The following is a 14,121-nucleotide window of genomic DNA, read 5'->3' as shown; positions in this document are numbered from 1 at the left end:
TTGTGGTTAGTCAGGTTCTTATCGAATCAAACGGATTCGTGTCCGTTCTGGTCTGTATCTGTGTAAAAGGGAAGTATGCCCTGATCCCACCAGAACTGACGCAGGCTCTGACAAAAATCCAGCCAACGATTCATATTAATGGGTTTAACTACGTAGTAGCTAGCATGAAAATGATAAGCCTGCTGAATATCCGTCAGATTAATTGATGAACTCATTACGATAGTCGGTATCTGTTGATAATCAGCTAGTAATGTCTGAATATCTTTAAGGAGGCCCAACCCATCCTCTTTTGTCGGCAGATATAAATCCTGTAAAATCAGCTTGGGGAGCCCCGCCGGATTGAGAATACCTTCCTGTATAAACGCTATGGTATCCTGGCGGGAGCTGGTTCGATAAACTCTAATATCTGGAAACGCTTTCGTTAAGGCAAAACGGAGCAGCGCCCAGACGTCTTCGTGATCTTCAACGACCAGCAGGATAGCTTGCTGGAAATTGCGTTGCCGAATAGGTGAATACCGAGTATCCTCTAACTGAGAAGCATCGAAGGAATATGTTGCCACGAACTCTTTTAATTAGTAAACGTACAACAACCGGTTGTGACGGGTCCGTAGCAGTTGAAATCCCACTTTGAGCAACTCAACGAATACGCTAATCACCAGATTAGTTGACTTGCGTATTTAGTTAACTACTTGATCAGCTAATGGTTATTCTGTACTTGCAGATGTGATAAAATGGCTTTGGTTTGCTGGAGAGGGCATATATCGTATCGATCCAATAAGCCGGAGGCAGAAGCTCACCAATTGGTAAGTAAAAGCTAATTTGTTGCCGCCCATTCTGACGGCCTGTTCACCCGAATGGGGGCGATTGGTTTTCTGATAACAAAGGGGAAAAACGGCAGTGAAATAGCGCAGGCAATTGCCGGGACGTAACCTATTGGCGTAAACACACCGGTTGGAGCGCTAACAGCCACGATAATCAGGGCTGTAAGAAATGCCTTGCGCTGGCTGCCCGAAACGCCCCGAAACCAGTCGCTAATTTCATTGAGCATGCGGATACTCAGTGTCAGTAACACCATACCCATCAGAATCAGTGAATAAAAGCGGTAGTCGTAGACAAACGTACCGGTCATTGCCCGTTCGATGGCCCGATAACTAATCTCAAACAGGTGACCGCCCCCCATAAACGTAGCGATGGACGTAGCGCCGAATACCACAAAATAGGCGGGAATTTTTCGGACACGTACCGTCGCCCGACGAACCAGACGGGCTGTATTGACGAGGGTAAATACAACACACAACGTCAGAACAATTTGATCGATATGATTCAGGTAGTACGTTAGCATGAGGAAGGTTTGCCTGTCCGATGGTCATTGGCTGGCCATCGGACAGAGCGTAAATGGTAAGATGAAGAACGGCTGAGATGGTGTGGATTGGTATAAACGATACAATAATAGCCGATCGTCCTGCCGACTTTCAAGCTAGTGCCGCATCAACTGGTATAAAATGACGATCAAGTGTGAAAATTCAGGGTTGATCTGTACCTATTGGTTTTTGTTAATTCTCGTTCGGTCAGTACGTTTGCGTCTCTTTCTATTACGCACACAGGTATGCACATCGCGGTTATTGGCGCCACGGGCCTGATTGGTAAGCCGGTTACACAGCAGCTAATCAATGCCGGTTTTAGGGTCACGATTCTGGCTCGTCATCCCCAACAGGCCAGGGCATTGTTTCCGGCAGCCCGCATTGTGCAGGCCGACTTACAGAAACCTGACAGTATTCGGGCAGGCTTACAGGGTCAGGAGGCACTCTACCTGAATCTGTCGGTCAGGCAGGATGAAAAACCGACTGATTTTCACACGGAAACTGACGGCATGAACACCATCATTACTGCCGCTCAGCAGGCAGGCATCCAGCGGATTGGCTATTTGTCGTCGCTGGTGATGCATTATCAGGGCATGAATGGGTTTCATTGGTGGGTGTTCGACGTCAAACACAAAGCGGTACAACTTCTGAAGGAATCGGGCATACCGACAACGATCTTCTACCCGTCAACCTTCGTGGAGAGCTTTTCAATGCAACTGCAAGGCCCTTTTCTGGCGCTGGGAGGCTCCTCAGCGGTAAAGCTCTGGTTCATTGCCGGCCAGGATTATGGCCGACAGGTAGCGCGTGCCTTTCAGCTACCCGGCAATCAGAGTCGTGATTACGTCGTTCAGGGGCCTGCGGCTTATACCTACGATGAAGCCGCCCGGTTGTTTATCAAAAATTACCCAAAGAAGCTCTGGATCATGAAAGCGCCGTTGGGTATGTTAAAATTTATGGGTCGGTTCGTGCCAAAAATGAACTACGGTGCCAACATCCTGGAAGCCCTGAACAATTATCCTGAACATTTCGACGCTGCCCAAACCTGGCTCGATTTAGGTGAGCCAGTTACAACCATTACTGATTACGCCCGGCAGGCGTAACGCGGCTACGTACCACTCCCTAAATAGAAGCGAATTGGTGTTACCCAAACCGTTACGTTAGCCGACTAATCGTCACTATTTGACCAATTCACCTGTTCTCCTCTTTTATGAAAACGATACTGTTTGTGTGCCTGCTCTACGGAGTAACGTATTTACCGGCTCAGGCTCAGGGTGATTCAGTAGCTAACAATCGCCCGATTTTTACGGTGGTAGAGCAGCACCCGGAATTTCCGGGTGGCATCCGAAAATTGGGGCGCTATCTGGAGGAAAATTTACAGTATCCCGAAGCCGCTCGAAATGCCAAACTCGAAGGGCGTGTGTTCGTAAACTTTATTGTAAACGACGACGGACGAATCACTCATGTAAAAGCGCTGAATAAGCTTGGACTGGGAACCGACGAGGAAGCCATACGGCTGGTTGCCAGTATGCCAAATTGGATACCGGGTAAACAAAACGGACGCCCTGTAAACGTATTTTACAATCTGCCCATCAACTTTAAGCTGAAATAACTTGCTGTCTATAACTCGGTTATTTGTGGCATCGGCTGTAGCAGACAGGATTTGTCGTTAAGTAAAATACGATCATATGTATACTATATCATTGAAAAACATACTAAGAAGTTAGCATAATCGTTAGATTAGTCGGTAAACTATCTTTCTGGGATAGTTTGTTTCGTTAAGCTTTACTCTATGCCGACTTTTTTATCTGTCTTCCTTCTGGTAAGTTTATTTTGGTTTCCTGCCCAGGCTCAGCTCAATTCTGCTACCCCAACCGACCGTCCTATATTCAGTAAGGTAGAAGAACCCCCTCAGTTTCCGGGTGGTATGGACAAATTCACGGATTATCTGAAAAAAAACCTGCACTATCCCAAGGCCGCCCGAAAAGCGAAGCTGGAAGGAAGCATAGTAGTTAATTTTGTTGTCACCGAAGACGGACGGATCACCGATGTGAAACTGTATAACAGCCTTGGGTTGGGAACCGACGAAGAAGCCCTTCGGCTGATCGAAAATATGCCCAACTGGACACCCGGCAAACAAGCGGGTAAAGCGGTGAATGTGCGCTACAACTTACCGATCAACTTCAGGTTAAATACCTGACAGTATGTGAATATGGGTCAATAGGGGCAAATTCTAAACTATGTGCCTTCACGAACCGTTAGCCAGACGGTAATCGGGTAAATCGTGAGAAAAGTCGTTCCTGTTTTTCAACTGGCCAGCCGGGCTTTCGCTAACCTGAAATCGAATGATCCGATTCGGATGGCGGCCGCGACAGCTTTCTTCAGTTTCTTTGCACTGCCGCCTATTGTCATTATTCTGAGCCAGTTATACGGAAATCTGCTGAGCGACGATCAACGGGTAAGCCGACAGCTTTTTCATGAACTGGCGCAACTGTTCGGTCATCAGAGTGCCCGGCAATTGAAGGATATCTCCCAACGACTCCAGCAACCCCAGTCCAGTACGTTACTGACCATCCTGAGTTTGTTTCTTTTGTTACTGGCCTCCACTACGTTATTTGCCATTGTCAAGAATTCCCTGAATCAGCTCTGGAGCGTAAAGACATCGTCTCGCCGACGCTTTTGGTACGTAGCGGTTGATAAGCTTATCGCTCTGGGGATTATCATTTTCTCTGGCTTTTTGTTCATGACTTCGCTGACGATAAGCCGGACCCTGGCACCACTGAATAATCAGTTATTCAATAATGCTGTGGGTTACGACTGGTCGGGAAGCATTGGGCAGCATCTTCTGTCTGTCGTTGTGTTGACGATCTGGTTTGCCGTTGTTTTTAAATACCTGCCCGACATTCGTATTCGCTGGCAGGCGGTTTGGGTGGGTGCGCTGGTGACGGGTCTTCTGGTAGAAGCGGGCGAAGAAGTGCTGGATCGGTTGCTGATCCGAAGTCCCGTCCGGGCTTTGTATGGTACGTCGGGGGCTATTATTCTGGTGTTGCTATTCGTCTTTTATGCCTCCCTGATTTTTTATTATGGCGCCAGCTTTACCCGCTATTACGCTGAATGGATTCATCTGGACGCCAAGCCCAGTACAAATGCTGTCGCTTATCAGATTAAGGAAGTAGAAAGAGAGGAGCCCAAATCGGTCGATTAATGGGCTCCAGTTAGTTGACACCAGTACGTTAGCTCTATACGTTGGCGGTAATACGGTCTTCAGCCATAACAGCCGACTTGTTTCGTTCGGCTGAGATTGGAGCCGGTCTTTTCATAAAGAGAATGTCATAATTATGCTTCATTTGCCGGTAAACAGTTCGTGCAAACTTAATCAGCGGTTGACGGCTGTTTTTCCAGCCCAGCCGGGTTATGGTGCTGCCTTCCAGTGAGTTGTTGTGGGTAAATAAATTTTTATAGTCGTTATAAAAAAGCCCTTTTCCTTTCTGCTGAATAAACGAGATACACATTCTGTATTCGGTCTGATCGGGGGCAAAACCTTCTGCAAAAGGCCCAAACTTTGCCGGAAATGAGGTCCGGCGGAGATGGGGGTGGTCGCTATAATAATGCACTTTCCGATAGTCGGTTGCCAGCGACGGGAAGAACATTTCTGAAAAATTAGCCGAATAGGGCTTTAGATACGGATAGCGGAAGTAAGCATAAAAGCGAACGATGTCGAAATCCGGGCGGTTTCTGAGTTCCGTCAGCGCTTCCTTAAGGATCATCGGAAACTGTGGGCCTGGCTCAAAATCGTCTTCAACGAACAGGGTATACGCAGTTTTTACGGCCCGCTGTCCTTTGTTCATGTTATGACCCGCGCCTTTATTATAAGGCGAAGGCAGCAGGCGAAAGGAATAGGACTGCTGAAGACGTACGATTCGGTCCAGATGTCTGGACTCACTGCCATCGTCGGCAACTATAATATCGCTAAACTGACAGTTAATTTTTTGAAGTGTTTTCAGGAGATTTTCGAGCGAAAGGCTCCTGTTGTAATTTGTTATCAGAAGTGTAACCTCATTAAATATGTAAGTCATTAATGTGTGGGGGTTATAAAAAAATAGCGCAACCCATAGGCTAAAAACCTGGGCCGATTTAATAAGATAAAGAAAACAGATACGATTGAGCCACCCATTTATTTTTCGATAAATGGTATACTTTACCCGTTTTTTAGTAGAAAACGGCAACCAGTAGTATAGCCATGAAAAAAGCCCTGTAGCAGGGCTCGAAAACAGGTAAAATTATAGTGGTGTCTTGGCCTCGTGGTGTCGGTTTTGAGAAACCGACACCACGAGGCTACGTATCAGGATACGTTAACTTTTTCGCCAGCCAGTACTTTTGGACCCTGCCGGTTAATTTTCGATACGTAGGCTTCGCTGGTGATACCGACCGATAGAAAAGCCTGTTGCATGGCACTGCCAACCTGCTCGGCGGTTTGGGCATCACGGCTCAAAGCAAACATGGATGGTCCCGATCCGGAAATGCTGCATCCCAGCGCGCCATTGTCCAGAGCCGCTTGTTTGACTTCGTTAAATTCCGGAATCAGAATCGCCCGAACGGGTTCAATAATGACGTCGACCAGGGAGCGACTGATCAGATCGTAATCGGGCGTCATCAGACCCGCAATCAGGCCCGCTACGTTACCCATCTGCGTGATGGTATTTTTCAGCGACACCTCGTTTTTGAGGATGAACCGGGCATCTTTCGTGTTGACTTCAATGTCGGGGTGAACCAGCGTACAGAACAGATTGGCGGGTGTTTCGATGCGAATCACATCGAGCGGCTGATAGCTCCGAACGACCACAAAACCGCCTAAAAGCGAGGGCGCTACGTTGTCGGCGTGGGCAGACCCGCAGGCGATACGTTCGCCTTCCATTGCAAACGGGAGCAGCTTCATCGTTGTCAACGGCTGGCCCAGCAACTCATTGACCGCAAAAACGCCTGCTACGGCGCTGGCCGCACTGGAACCCAACCCGCTACCCAGCGGCATTTGCTTGTGCAGCACGATGTCGAGGCCGAGGTCTGTTCGATTGATGTGCTTCAGATACGTCTGAATAGCAATCCCTGCCGTATTGCGCGAGGCTTCGCGGGGTAGCCGACCTTCATCACCAATTATATCGGTAATTCGAACACCCGGTTCATCACTGGTTGTCAGGATGATCTGATCACCGGGGTTATCGACGGCAAAACCAAAAATATCAAATCCGCAGGCTACGTTTGCTACGGTGGCAGGGGCAAATACGGTGATTGAGTTCACGATGAGAGAAGCGGCAATAAAATGCAAAGGTAGTGATTTGGCTTGGAAATAAAGGAGATACCGTATAAGGTTGTGGCAGCCAGACGAGTTGTGGGATGCCAATAAAAAAACCGGCCTCTTCGCGAAGAGGCCGGTTTTGCAGAAACGATTGTTGTTACTCGCCAAACAGATCGTTCCAGACGCTTTTTGCCTTTTCTTTGGCAGCCTCAATCTGAAGGGCGGCCTCAGCTTTTAGCTCATCAAGTTTCACCTGGGCTGCTTCCAGCTGAACAGCCGCTTCCGCTTTCAGCTCGTCAAATTTATCTTCGGCTACGTCCGATAGTTCGTCGGCTTTCGCTGAGGCTGAAGCGAAGGCGGTTTCGGCCTGCGCCTGCAGATTAGCCACGTTCGCAGCGGTAGCTGCTTTCGTTGCTTCAAAATGCTCCGTGGCCTTTGCTTTCAACCCTTCGATATCAATATCTTTCCCGAATTCTTTTGCCTGAGCCACTAGTTTATCCTTCATTTCGTCCAGTTGGGCAGCTGCCGCACTCAACTGTTCACCGGCTTCGTTTCGGAATGCCTCTAATTTTTCAGCGGTAGTTGCTTTGGCTGCCTGAACTTCCTCAGCGGCTTTAGGTTTTTCGTTGTTTTCCATGGTATTACTTGTGGGTGATTGCTACTGGGCGAAAATTGTCGAGAAAGGACGGAAAAACCAAAAAGAAAGCGAGGAGCGGCAAAAGAAGCCAGTAGAAAGGCGAAAAATGCGGGTCAGCCTAACCGCCGGACAATCAGGTTATTGACCAGTTCAAACAAGCCGGCTGGTTTTAGCGTGCGCCAGTTGGCGATGTCGAGCGTACCGCCAAAGTTGATGTAGTAATCGAGGTGATATTTCTTCCATTCCCGTTCGATGAATTCGGGCGAATGAACGGCAGCTATCCACCCATCTTCCACGTCTTCAAACCATTCCTCATAATAACTGTCGTCGGAGCCGTGGAAGTTGAAAATATTCTCCGCAATCAGGATAAAGTATTTAACCCCCTGCTGAACAAGTGGATCGATCACCTGCCGTTTTAGGTACATGATGTCATTGTGGAGCGTATCGTTCCACTCGCCAAACAGTTCGATCACCACAAACTGCCGGTCGTAATTAGCGAAAAGGATCTTGCAGTAAAGCGTTTCGGAGCCGATTTCATCCCAGAGCGGATGAATGTAATAGCCATAGATCGTATTTTCGTACTGCTGCATATTATACTCCCGCTCATAGAACGGCGACTGCGCATCTTCGGAGGCCGTATAGTATTTTTCCCAGCCATAGAACGGTTCAATGTCCTGCATAAGTAATGAGTGAATTAATGAATGAGTGACTGAGCGAATGAATGAACCCGGCATTTGCTCGTTCGACCCCTACTGATACGATAACGTTAACCTGCACACGATTGTTGAACGGGTTTTGGGTATGTTTACACCATGAAACCCATTAGCCAGACTATCCTGATTACGGGTGTGTCAACAGGTATCGGCTACGGAGCCGCGAAGAGTTTTCTCCGGCGTGGATACGTCGTGTTTGGCAGCGTCAGAAACAAGACGGACGCAGATCGGCTACAAGCCGAGTTTGGCGACCAGTTTACCCCTTTACTTTTCGACGTAACGGATGCCGAAGCCGTACAAGCCGCGGCTGATCAACTGGCCGAACGACTAAACGGCAGCGGCCTGGGCGGGCTGGTAAACAACGCGGGTGTTGCCTTCGGCGGGCCACTGCAATACCAGCCGCTTCAAACGATCCGATACCATTTCGAGGTGAACGTACTAGGACTGCTTCAGGTGACCCAGGCGTTTTTGCCGCTGCTCGGTGCCCGCGATGGTCATCCGGTTCAGCCCGGTCGCATCCTGAATATCAGTTCCGTAAATGGTCAGATCGCCATTCCGTTTATGGGGGCGTATGTGGGCTCGAAACATGCGCTGGAGGGGCTGTCGCACAGCCTGCGCCGGGAGTTAGCTGTTTTTGGCATCAAGGTCGTAATCGTCGGGCCAGGCGCTGTTAAAACACCGATCTGGGGGAAGGGTGTGGACATTAGCCCGTATGCCAATACGCGGTATTATCCGGCTATGCAATGGTTTTTGAAACAGGTGAGCGTATCGGAAGCCAACGGTTTTTCGGTCGACTACATTGGCGAACGTATTGCCGATATTTACGAGACCAAGCATCCGCGCGTTCGATACACACTGGTGCCTAACCTACTTATGAGCTGGATACTTCCCCGTTTGCTGCCCGCCCGTTTACTGGACTGGATTTTGGGGCGAATGAGTGGGCTGAAAAACTAACTGGTCAACTACGTATGCTGAAACCCGCTTTTCAAAAAGACGACGTATTGCTCGCTGATATCGAAACGGCCCGGAGCCAGACTGATACGCTGCACATCTGGTGGCTGGGGCAAAGTGGATTCCTGTTGCAATACAATGGAAAACATTTGCTGTTCGACCCTTATCTGTCCGATTCCTTATCGGAGAAATATGCCCAAACTGATAAACCACACGTCCGCATCTCGGAGCGCGTCGTTGACCCACAAACACTGGTGATGGTCGACATCGTCACATCGAGTCATAACCATACCGATCACCTCGACGCCGATACGTTACGGCCACTTGTGTTGGCCAATCCGGCCTTGCAGTTTGTCATTCCTGAAGCGAACCGCACCTTTATTGCCGACCGACTGAAAACAGACCCGGCCTGGCCCATCGGCCTGACAGACGGACAAAGTGTACCAATTGATGGTCTCCTTTTTCACGGTGTTCCGGCAGCGCATAACGAACTCGAACGGGATGCCGAAGGCCGCAGTAAATTCATGGGTTTTGTGGTCGAACTAGGACCGTATCGGGTTTATCACTCCGGCGATACGCTCTGGTATGATGGCATGGTCGATCTGTTACGGCCATTTGATGTCGACGTAGCGTTTTTACCTATCAACGGCAATAAGCCCGAACGACGGGTCGCCGGCAATCTTGATCCTGACGAAGCCGCCCGGCTGGGCCGTGATATTGGTGCCAAACTGGTTGTTCCGCATCATTACGATCTGTTTGAATTCAACACTGCCGACCCCGCCGATTTTGTGAAAGCCTGCGAACAATACGGTACGCCTTATCGCATCATGCAGCTCGGTGAGCAGATACGTTTGAGCCGGTAGAACCCGTCGGATAATAGCTTTCCTGAAGTAGTGTACCGGTTTTCAATCCCGTGATACGTTGACTAACACCACCATGAAAAACGCGCTTCTCTTTTGCCTGTTCATTTCCTCGCCTTTACTGGCTCAGCCTGATACGTCCCGGCTTAATGCGTTGAATTTTAAAATTCAGGTTGTTGATAATCAGATCAATATTGGGTATGGCTTGGCAATTGGCGATGTCGATGGGGATCGGAAGCCCGATATTCTGCTGGCCGATCAGAAGGAGTTTGTCTGGTATAAGAATCCGGGAAATAAAACGTCTGCCTGGAAACGATACGTTATGGCGACTAACCTGACCCCACAAGATAACGTTTGCATTGCCGCCCGCGATCTGGATGGCGACGGACGTGTGGAGGTGGCCGTGGGCGCAGGCTGGAATCCCGCCGAAACCAGTGATAGCACAAAATCGGGCGCTGTTTTTTACCTTATTCGCCCGCAGGACCCTACGCAGCGGTGGGAGCCGGTACGGCTGCCGCACGAAGTGACAACGCACCGGATGCGCTGGGCGAAAATCGGGAAAGATGCGTACCAGCTCATTGTGGTACCGCTGCACGGACTAGGCAACAAAAACGGTGAGGGTAGGGGCGTACGAATCTGGGGGTATCAGTTTCCGAAAAATCCGCGTGAGCCATGGAAACGCTTTCTCGTTGATTCGACCATGCACCTGACACACAATTTTGAAATCTGGGAAGATGGAGCTACAACCGGCCTGATTATCGCTGGGAAAGAAGGCGGGACTATTTTTGAGTGGCGAAAAAGAAATGGCGACCTTTTGAGGATGAAGCCGCCAGAAATGCGCTGCCGTTGCTGAACAAAGGGGTTGAAGGAATCGGCGAAATCCGGCGACTGAATAACGGCAAACAGATTGCCACCATTCAGCCCATGCACGGGAATCTGCTTCAGGTAGAAACCGGTTATTACTCGTTTCAAAAACCCCGCCAGCTCGTAACCGACAAAGAAATCGACGTACTTACCGATATTTTCAATCAGGGGCATGCCTTAGTTTGCGGTGATTTTCTGGGTACGGGTAGCGATCAGATTATAGCCGGATGGCGCAATCCGAATGCCGACAAGAAAGTAGGCGTTCGATTATACAAACCGCAGGAAGAAGGCAATTTACAGGGGCACCCGCTGGACGACAGCGTTCGGATGGCTTGCGAAGATATACAGGCAGCCGATCTCGACGGCGATGGTGATCTGGACGTAATCGCGTCGGGCCGGGCCACCCTCAACGTACTGATTTACTGGAACGAGCTAAAGCCTTAACCATACGTTCATGGGTTCAGCTTTATTAACTCAATAGCTGAACCCATGAACGTAACGTATCTCACTGATGCTGCATCTGACCGGCCAGCGTACGTAGCGCTGAAGCTAAACCATCAAGCCGGGGGGCTATATCGCCCTCCGAGCCCATAAGCGTACTGAACTCAACCGTTTGTGTAGCCAGTGTGTTGAGCAGATCGCTCAACTCCTGCGGATTTATCTGATCGCTTTCCAACTGTGTTTTTACCTGCTCGAGCGTATTGGTAATGTCTTTGGCATTATCCGTTTTGTGGAGTTGCTCCAGCCATTGATCAATGACTCCCTTACCGCTTTGCGGGGTTGTATCATTCAGGTCTCCCTCCAGAACAGTCATGGTGGAGTCGAGCAAATTAGTAGATTCCTCGTGATTGAACATATTAGAGCTGGCTGGTGAAATTGCGTAGGGCGTTCGCTAACAGTCTGATCTGTTGGGCGGTGGTGCTATCAACCGATGGCTCGTGCGAGAGCGATAAGGTGTGACTGGCCATACTAAGCAGCAGATGCCGGATTTTTTCGCCGTCGTATTGGCCCGTTTTCAGATGGTCACGTAACGCAGCGACCTCTGTCAGGATGCGTTCTGCCCCCACATCGCCGGGAAGCGCGTTGACCCATCCTTCAAGTAATAAAATACCCTGTTCGGCCGTAAGTGTAACAGAATGCCCATCGCCCAATGCGCCCAGCGTGTCGTTGAGCATGCGGTGTTCAAGTGTAGTTCCGGTGCTTTCCATGATAATAGGTAGTGAAATAAGCATGTATGAATTGGGGCCTTAACTTACCCCAATCTACAAAAACAGCTTTATGATTTACGTCCGAAGTTTCGTAGAATTTTTGACAGGCTTTCCAGGCCGCCTGTCCAGGTGCCCTCAGAATTAGCGTCTTCAGCTACCTCCTGCGTTTTATCGGCCAGGCTTACCAGCAAATCCCGGATGTATGACTCATCGGGTTGTGCGGCTTGCAGTGCTGTACGTAACTCAGTAAGCTGGCCCGTCAGCTGGTCCAGATTCGGATCGCCCTGTAACGCCTGCAGCCATCCATCGATGAGCATAATACCCTGCGCTGGCGTAATGGCGTCATGATTGGTATTCCGGAATGTATTGAGGGTGTCATCGAGCATTCCCTCTTCCAAACGATTCGATCCTAACATATTGACGAGATAGTACTGAGTAAGTTGATTTATGAGTTAGTCGCCTAGCGGCTGTCTACAACCTGGAGCCCGGCCAGTTTACGTAGCGTCATCGCTAATTTTTCCAGTTCACTAGCGGTTTGTTCCTGCATATGAGTGCCTTGAGCCACCAGCGACGTGGAATCGGCCAGGCTAAGCAGTAACTCACGAACGCGGTCAACGTCTGGCTTGTTAAGCTTAAGCTCATCCCGCAACTCCTTAAGCTTACCTTCAATAAGTTCGGTACGCTCACTGCCTTCAATTACTTTTAGCCAGTTGTCAATGAGTTCGACCCGGTTGGGCGATGACTCTGAAATGGAATTATGTTCGTCGGTAAGACTGGCTGTCTGTTCAAACAACCGCTGGTCTAATGCGTGAGAGGCCATAATTTTTCTGTATTATCAACAGGTCAGAACAAACCGTAGCTGTAAGGCATTCTTTCCTGTTGGTGGTTTACTGTTATTCCGATTAACCCGCCCTGAAGGTGGTTTGTTTTACACGTAGTAAAGGGGTTTGGCATTCGTTGCCACTTCGTCGGCTCACATGAGACTCCACTGGCAACGAACGCCTATCCATTAATACTGAGATCGACCACCCGATTGCGTCGTTGCCGTATCGCCCGTACCCCCCGAAATTCCCGATCCACTTACCCGATTCGTATCCGATCGGGATTCATTTGGTTCGGTAGCGTATCCCGAATCGCCAGTTTCGTCCGATGAACGATCCTTTTTCGGTCCGCCATCGCTCCCGGTCGTGTCATCCATATCAACTACCGGCGTCTTGTCGACCGGATCCGTGTCGGTCGACGCGTCGGGATGAGAATCGTGCTGATTAGTTGCCATTTCTGTTAGCAGTGGGTTGATTTAGCTTATCTGGCTGACGGCCTGCCGGTGCAGATTTTCCAGCACGGCAATGAGCTGCGAGAGTTCGACCTGTTCGGCACTGGCTTCCACCGAATTGGCTACGTTACGTGTCTGCTCGATCAGCTCCTGAAGCAAATCGGCAATGTGTTGATTGTCAATCCGGTTGTAGCGCTGGGCCGTATCGATTTCAGGCCGTAGCCGTTCGAGTGTTTCGGCAATATCATCGGTGGCATCGTCGCCTACTTCTTCGAGTCGGTTCAGCCATTTGTCAATCAGCGATAGTCCGTCCGTAGCCGTTGTCGTATCAATATTCCCATCGAGCGTATTTACCGTTTCGTCGATGAGTGAAATCTGGGCTTGATCTTTCGAAATCATTGTCTGGTTTTGTTATTGTTGGTTATTGGTCAATTCGATTCGCTGTCATTGGCAATTGGTCATTGGTTAATAGTCATTAGATAGTAGTCAGTACTCCAAATGGCCAATGACTGATGTCCAATGGCCAATGCCTAATGGCTATGTATCTGATTGGTCAGCTCCTGCGCGAAATCTTTCAGGACTGTCGATAAATTCTGTAATTGCTCCCTTTCTTTACCCGACGCTACGTTGTTGGCCAGGTCGACGGTTATGCCGCTCAGATTATGCATGAGTTCTTCAATTTCATGCTTATTTTTTGCATTGATGGCGTCGCGTAGTTTTTCGAGCGGCTCAGCCACCCACTGCGTACTCACATTCGACCGCACAATGCCTATCCATTCCTGAATAAGATTAACCCCATCGTCGGGTGTAGTTGACGATACGTCGCCCCCAAGTGCTGCAAACGTATTGTCGAGCAGGGAACCAATTTGTTGATCCTGATGAGCCATAACGTTGAATCAATTAGTTTTGAAAAAAGAACTGACTCATCCGTTGATTGTTCGGCCGATGCTGATGTTTTCCAGGT

At 49.3% G+C, this 14,121-nt stretch carries 19 protein-coding genes and 1 pseudogene; 7 read left to right on the top strand and 13 right to left on the bottom strand.

The features are described 5' to 3' along the window. Positions 1-26 precede the first annotated feature (26 nt). Both LN737_RS29160 and LN737_RS29155 read right to left on the bottom strand, forming a co-directional pair. Complete coding sequence (locus LN737_RS29160; protein WP_405514514.1) at positions 27-560, bottom strand: response regulator; 534 nt, start codon at positions 558-560, stop codon at positions 27-29. 254 nt (positions 561-814) lie between these two features. Next, positions 815-1,342, bottom strand: a complete 528-nt coding sequence (locus tag LN737_RS29155; RefSeq protein ID WP_405514512.1) for a hypothetical protein — start codon at positions 1,340-1,342, stop codon at positions 815-817. Positions 1,343-1,606: 264 nt separating this feature from the next. Here LN737_RS29155 and LN737_RS29150 point away from each other — a divergent pair, with 264 nt between their 5' ends. The 4 genes from LN737_RS29150 to LN737_RS29135 all read left to right on the top strand — a co-directional run bounded on the left by LN737_RS29150 (position 1,607) and on the right by LN737_RS29135 (position 4,563). Beyond that, positions 1,607-2,461, top strand: a complete 855-nt coding sequence (locus tag LN737_RS29150; RefSeq protein ID WP_405514510.1) for an SDR family oxidoreductase — start codon at positions 1,607-1,609, stop codon at positions 2,459-2,461. A 107-nt stretch (positions 2,462-2,568) separates the two neighbouring features. Further along, the gene (locus LN737_RS29145; protein ID WP_405514508.1) at positions 2,569-2,970 is read left to right on the top strand and encodes an energy transducer TonB; all 402 of its coding nucleotides are present in this window, start codon (positions 2,569-2,571) and stop codon (positions 2,968-2,970) included. A 180-nt stretch (positions 2,971-3,150) separates the two neighbouring features. After that, positions 3,151-3,558 carry an energy transducer TonB gene (locus tag LN737_RS29140; RefSeq protein WP_405514506.1) on the top strand — a complete coding sequence of 136 codons (408 nt, stop codon included), beginning with the start codon at positions 3,151-3,153 and terminating at the stop codon, positions 3,556-3,558. Positions 3,559-3,642: 84 nt separating this feature from the next. Continuing rightward, positions 3,643-4,563 (top strand): YihY/virulence factor BrkB family protein, encoded by a 921-nt coding sequence (locus LN737_RS29135; protein ID WP_405514504.1) that lies wholly within the window; start codon positions 3,643-3,645, stop codon positions 4,561-4,563. Positions 4,564-4,597: 34 nt separating this feature from the next. On the opposite strand, the gene LN737_RS29130 is transcribed toward LN737_RS29135, so the two are convergent. From LN737_RS29130 to LN737_RS29115, 4 genes are all read right to left on the bottom strand, one after another. Next, positions 4,598-5,434, bottom strand: a complete 837-nt coding sequence (locus tag LN737_RS29130) for a glycosyltransferase (RefSeq protein ID WP_405514502.1) — start codon at positions 5,432-5,434, stop codon at positions 4,598-4,600. A gap of 266 nt (positions 5,435-5,700) precedes the next feature. Continuing rightward, entirely contained in the window at positions 5,701-6,654 is a 954-nt protein-coding gene (locus LN737_RS29125) for a homoserine kinase (RefSeq protein ID WP_405514500.1), read from the bottom strand. A 154-nt stretch (positions 6,655-6,808) separates the two neighbouring features. Further along, entirely contained in the window at positions 6,809-7,288 is a 480-nt protein-coding gene (locus LN737_RS29120; protein ID WP_405514499.1) for a hypothetical protein, read from the bottom strand. A 113-nt stretch (positions 7,289-7,401) separates the two neighbouring features. Then, the gene (locus tag LN737_RS29115; RefSeq protein WP_405514497.1) at positions 7,402-7,968 is read right to left on the bottom strand and encodes a hypothetical protein; all 567 of its coding nucleotides are present in this window, start codon (positions 7,966-7,968) and stop codon (positions 7,402-7,404) included. Positions 7,969-8,100: 132 nt separating this feature from the next. Here LN737_RS29115 and LN737_RS29110 point away from each other — a divergent pair, with 132 nt between their 5' ends. The 3 genes and pseudogenes from LN737_RS29110 (at position 8,101) to LN737_RS29100 (ending at position 11,120) form a co-directional block, all read left to right on the top strand. Then, positions 8,101-8,955: an SDR family NAD(P)-dependent oxidoreductase gene (locus tag LN737_RS29110; protein ID WP_405514495.1), complete on the top strand. Its 855-nt coding sequence runs from the start codon at positions 8,101-8,103 to the stop codon at positions 8,953-8,955. Between the two features lie 14 nt (positions 8,956-8,969). Continuing rightward, positions 8,970-9,815: an MBL fold metallo-hydrolase gene (locus LN737_RS29105; protein ID WP_405514493.1), complete on the top strand. Its 846-nt coding sequence runs from the start codon at positions 8,970-8,972 to the stop codon at positions 9,813-9,815. A 73-nt stretch (positions 9,816-9,888) separates the two neighbouring features. Beyond that, positions 9,889-11,120 (top strand): annotated as a pseudogene (locus LN737_RS29100) (FG-GAP repeat domain-containing protein). A 61-nt stretch (positions 11,121-11,181) separates the two neighbouring features. Here the strand turns inward: LN737_RS29100 and LN737_RS29095 are convergent. From LN737_RS29095 to LN737_RS29065, 7 genes are all read right to left on the bottom strand, one after another. Next, positions 11,182-11,490 carry a hypothetical protein gene (locus LN737_RS29095; protein ID WP_405514491.1) on the bottom strand — a complete coding sequence of 103 codons (309 nt, stop codon included), beginning with the start codon at positions 11,488-11,490 and terminating at the stop codon, positions 11,182-11,184. A gap of 43 nt (positions 11,491-11,533) precedes the next feature. After that, positions 11,534-11,884: a hypothetical protein gene (locus LN737_RS29090; RefSeq protein WP_405514489.1), complete on the bottom strand. Its 351-nt coding sequence runs from the start codon at positions 11,882-11,884 to the stop codon at positions 11,534-11,536. A gap of 68 nt (positions 11,885-11,952) precedes the next feature. Continuing rightward, positions 11,953-12,300 carry a hypothetical protein gene (locus LN737_RS29085; RefSeq protein WP_405514488.1) on the bottom strand — a complete coding sequence of 116 codons (348 nt, stop codon included), beginning with the start codon at positions 12,298-12,300 and terminating at the stop codon, positions 11,953-11,955. Positions 12,301-12,344: 44 nt separating this feature from the next. Next, on the bottom strand, positions 12,345-12,704 hold the full coding sequence (locus LN737_RS29080) for a hypothetical protein (protein WP_405514486.1): 360 nt from the start codon (positions 12,702-12,704) through the stop codon (positions 12,345-12,347). A 189-nt stretch (positions 12,705-12,893) separates the two neighbouring features. After that, positions 12,894-13,160, bottom strand: a complete 267-nt coding sequence (locus tag LN737_RS29075; RefSeq protein WP_405514484.1) for a hypothetical protein — start codon at positions 13,158-13,160, stop codon at positions 12,894-12,896. Positions 13,161-13,181: 21 nt separating this feature from the next. Next, positions 13,182-13,556, bottom strand: a complete 375-nt coding sequence (locus tag LN737_RS29070; RefSeq protein WP_405514482.1) for a hypothetical protein — start codon at positions 13,554-13,556, stop codon at positions 13,182-13,184. Between the two features lie 131 nt (positions 13,557-13,687). Next, positions 13,688-14,044, bottom strand: coding sequence for a hypothetical protein (locus LN737_RS29065; RefSeq protein WP_405514480.1), 357 nt, complete (start codon positions 14,042-14,044; stop codon positions 13,688-13,690). Positions 14,045-14,121 lie beyond the last annotated feature (77 nt).

The sequence above is a fragment of the Spirosoma sp. KNUC1025 genome (assembly GCF_045160025.1).
GTDB lineage: Bacteria > Bacteroidota > Bacteroidia > Cytophagales > Spirosomataceae > Spirosoma.
The sequence above is the reverse complement of the archived record's forward strand: the minus strand, read 5'-3'. Positions and strand labels throughout refer to the sequence as shown.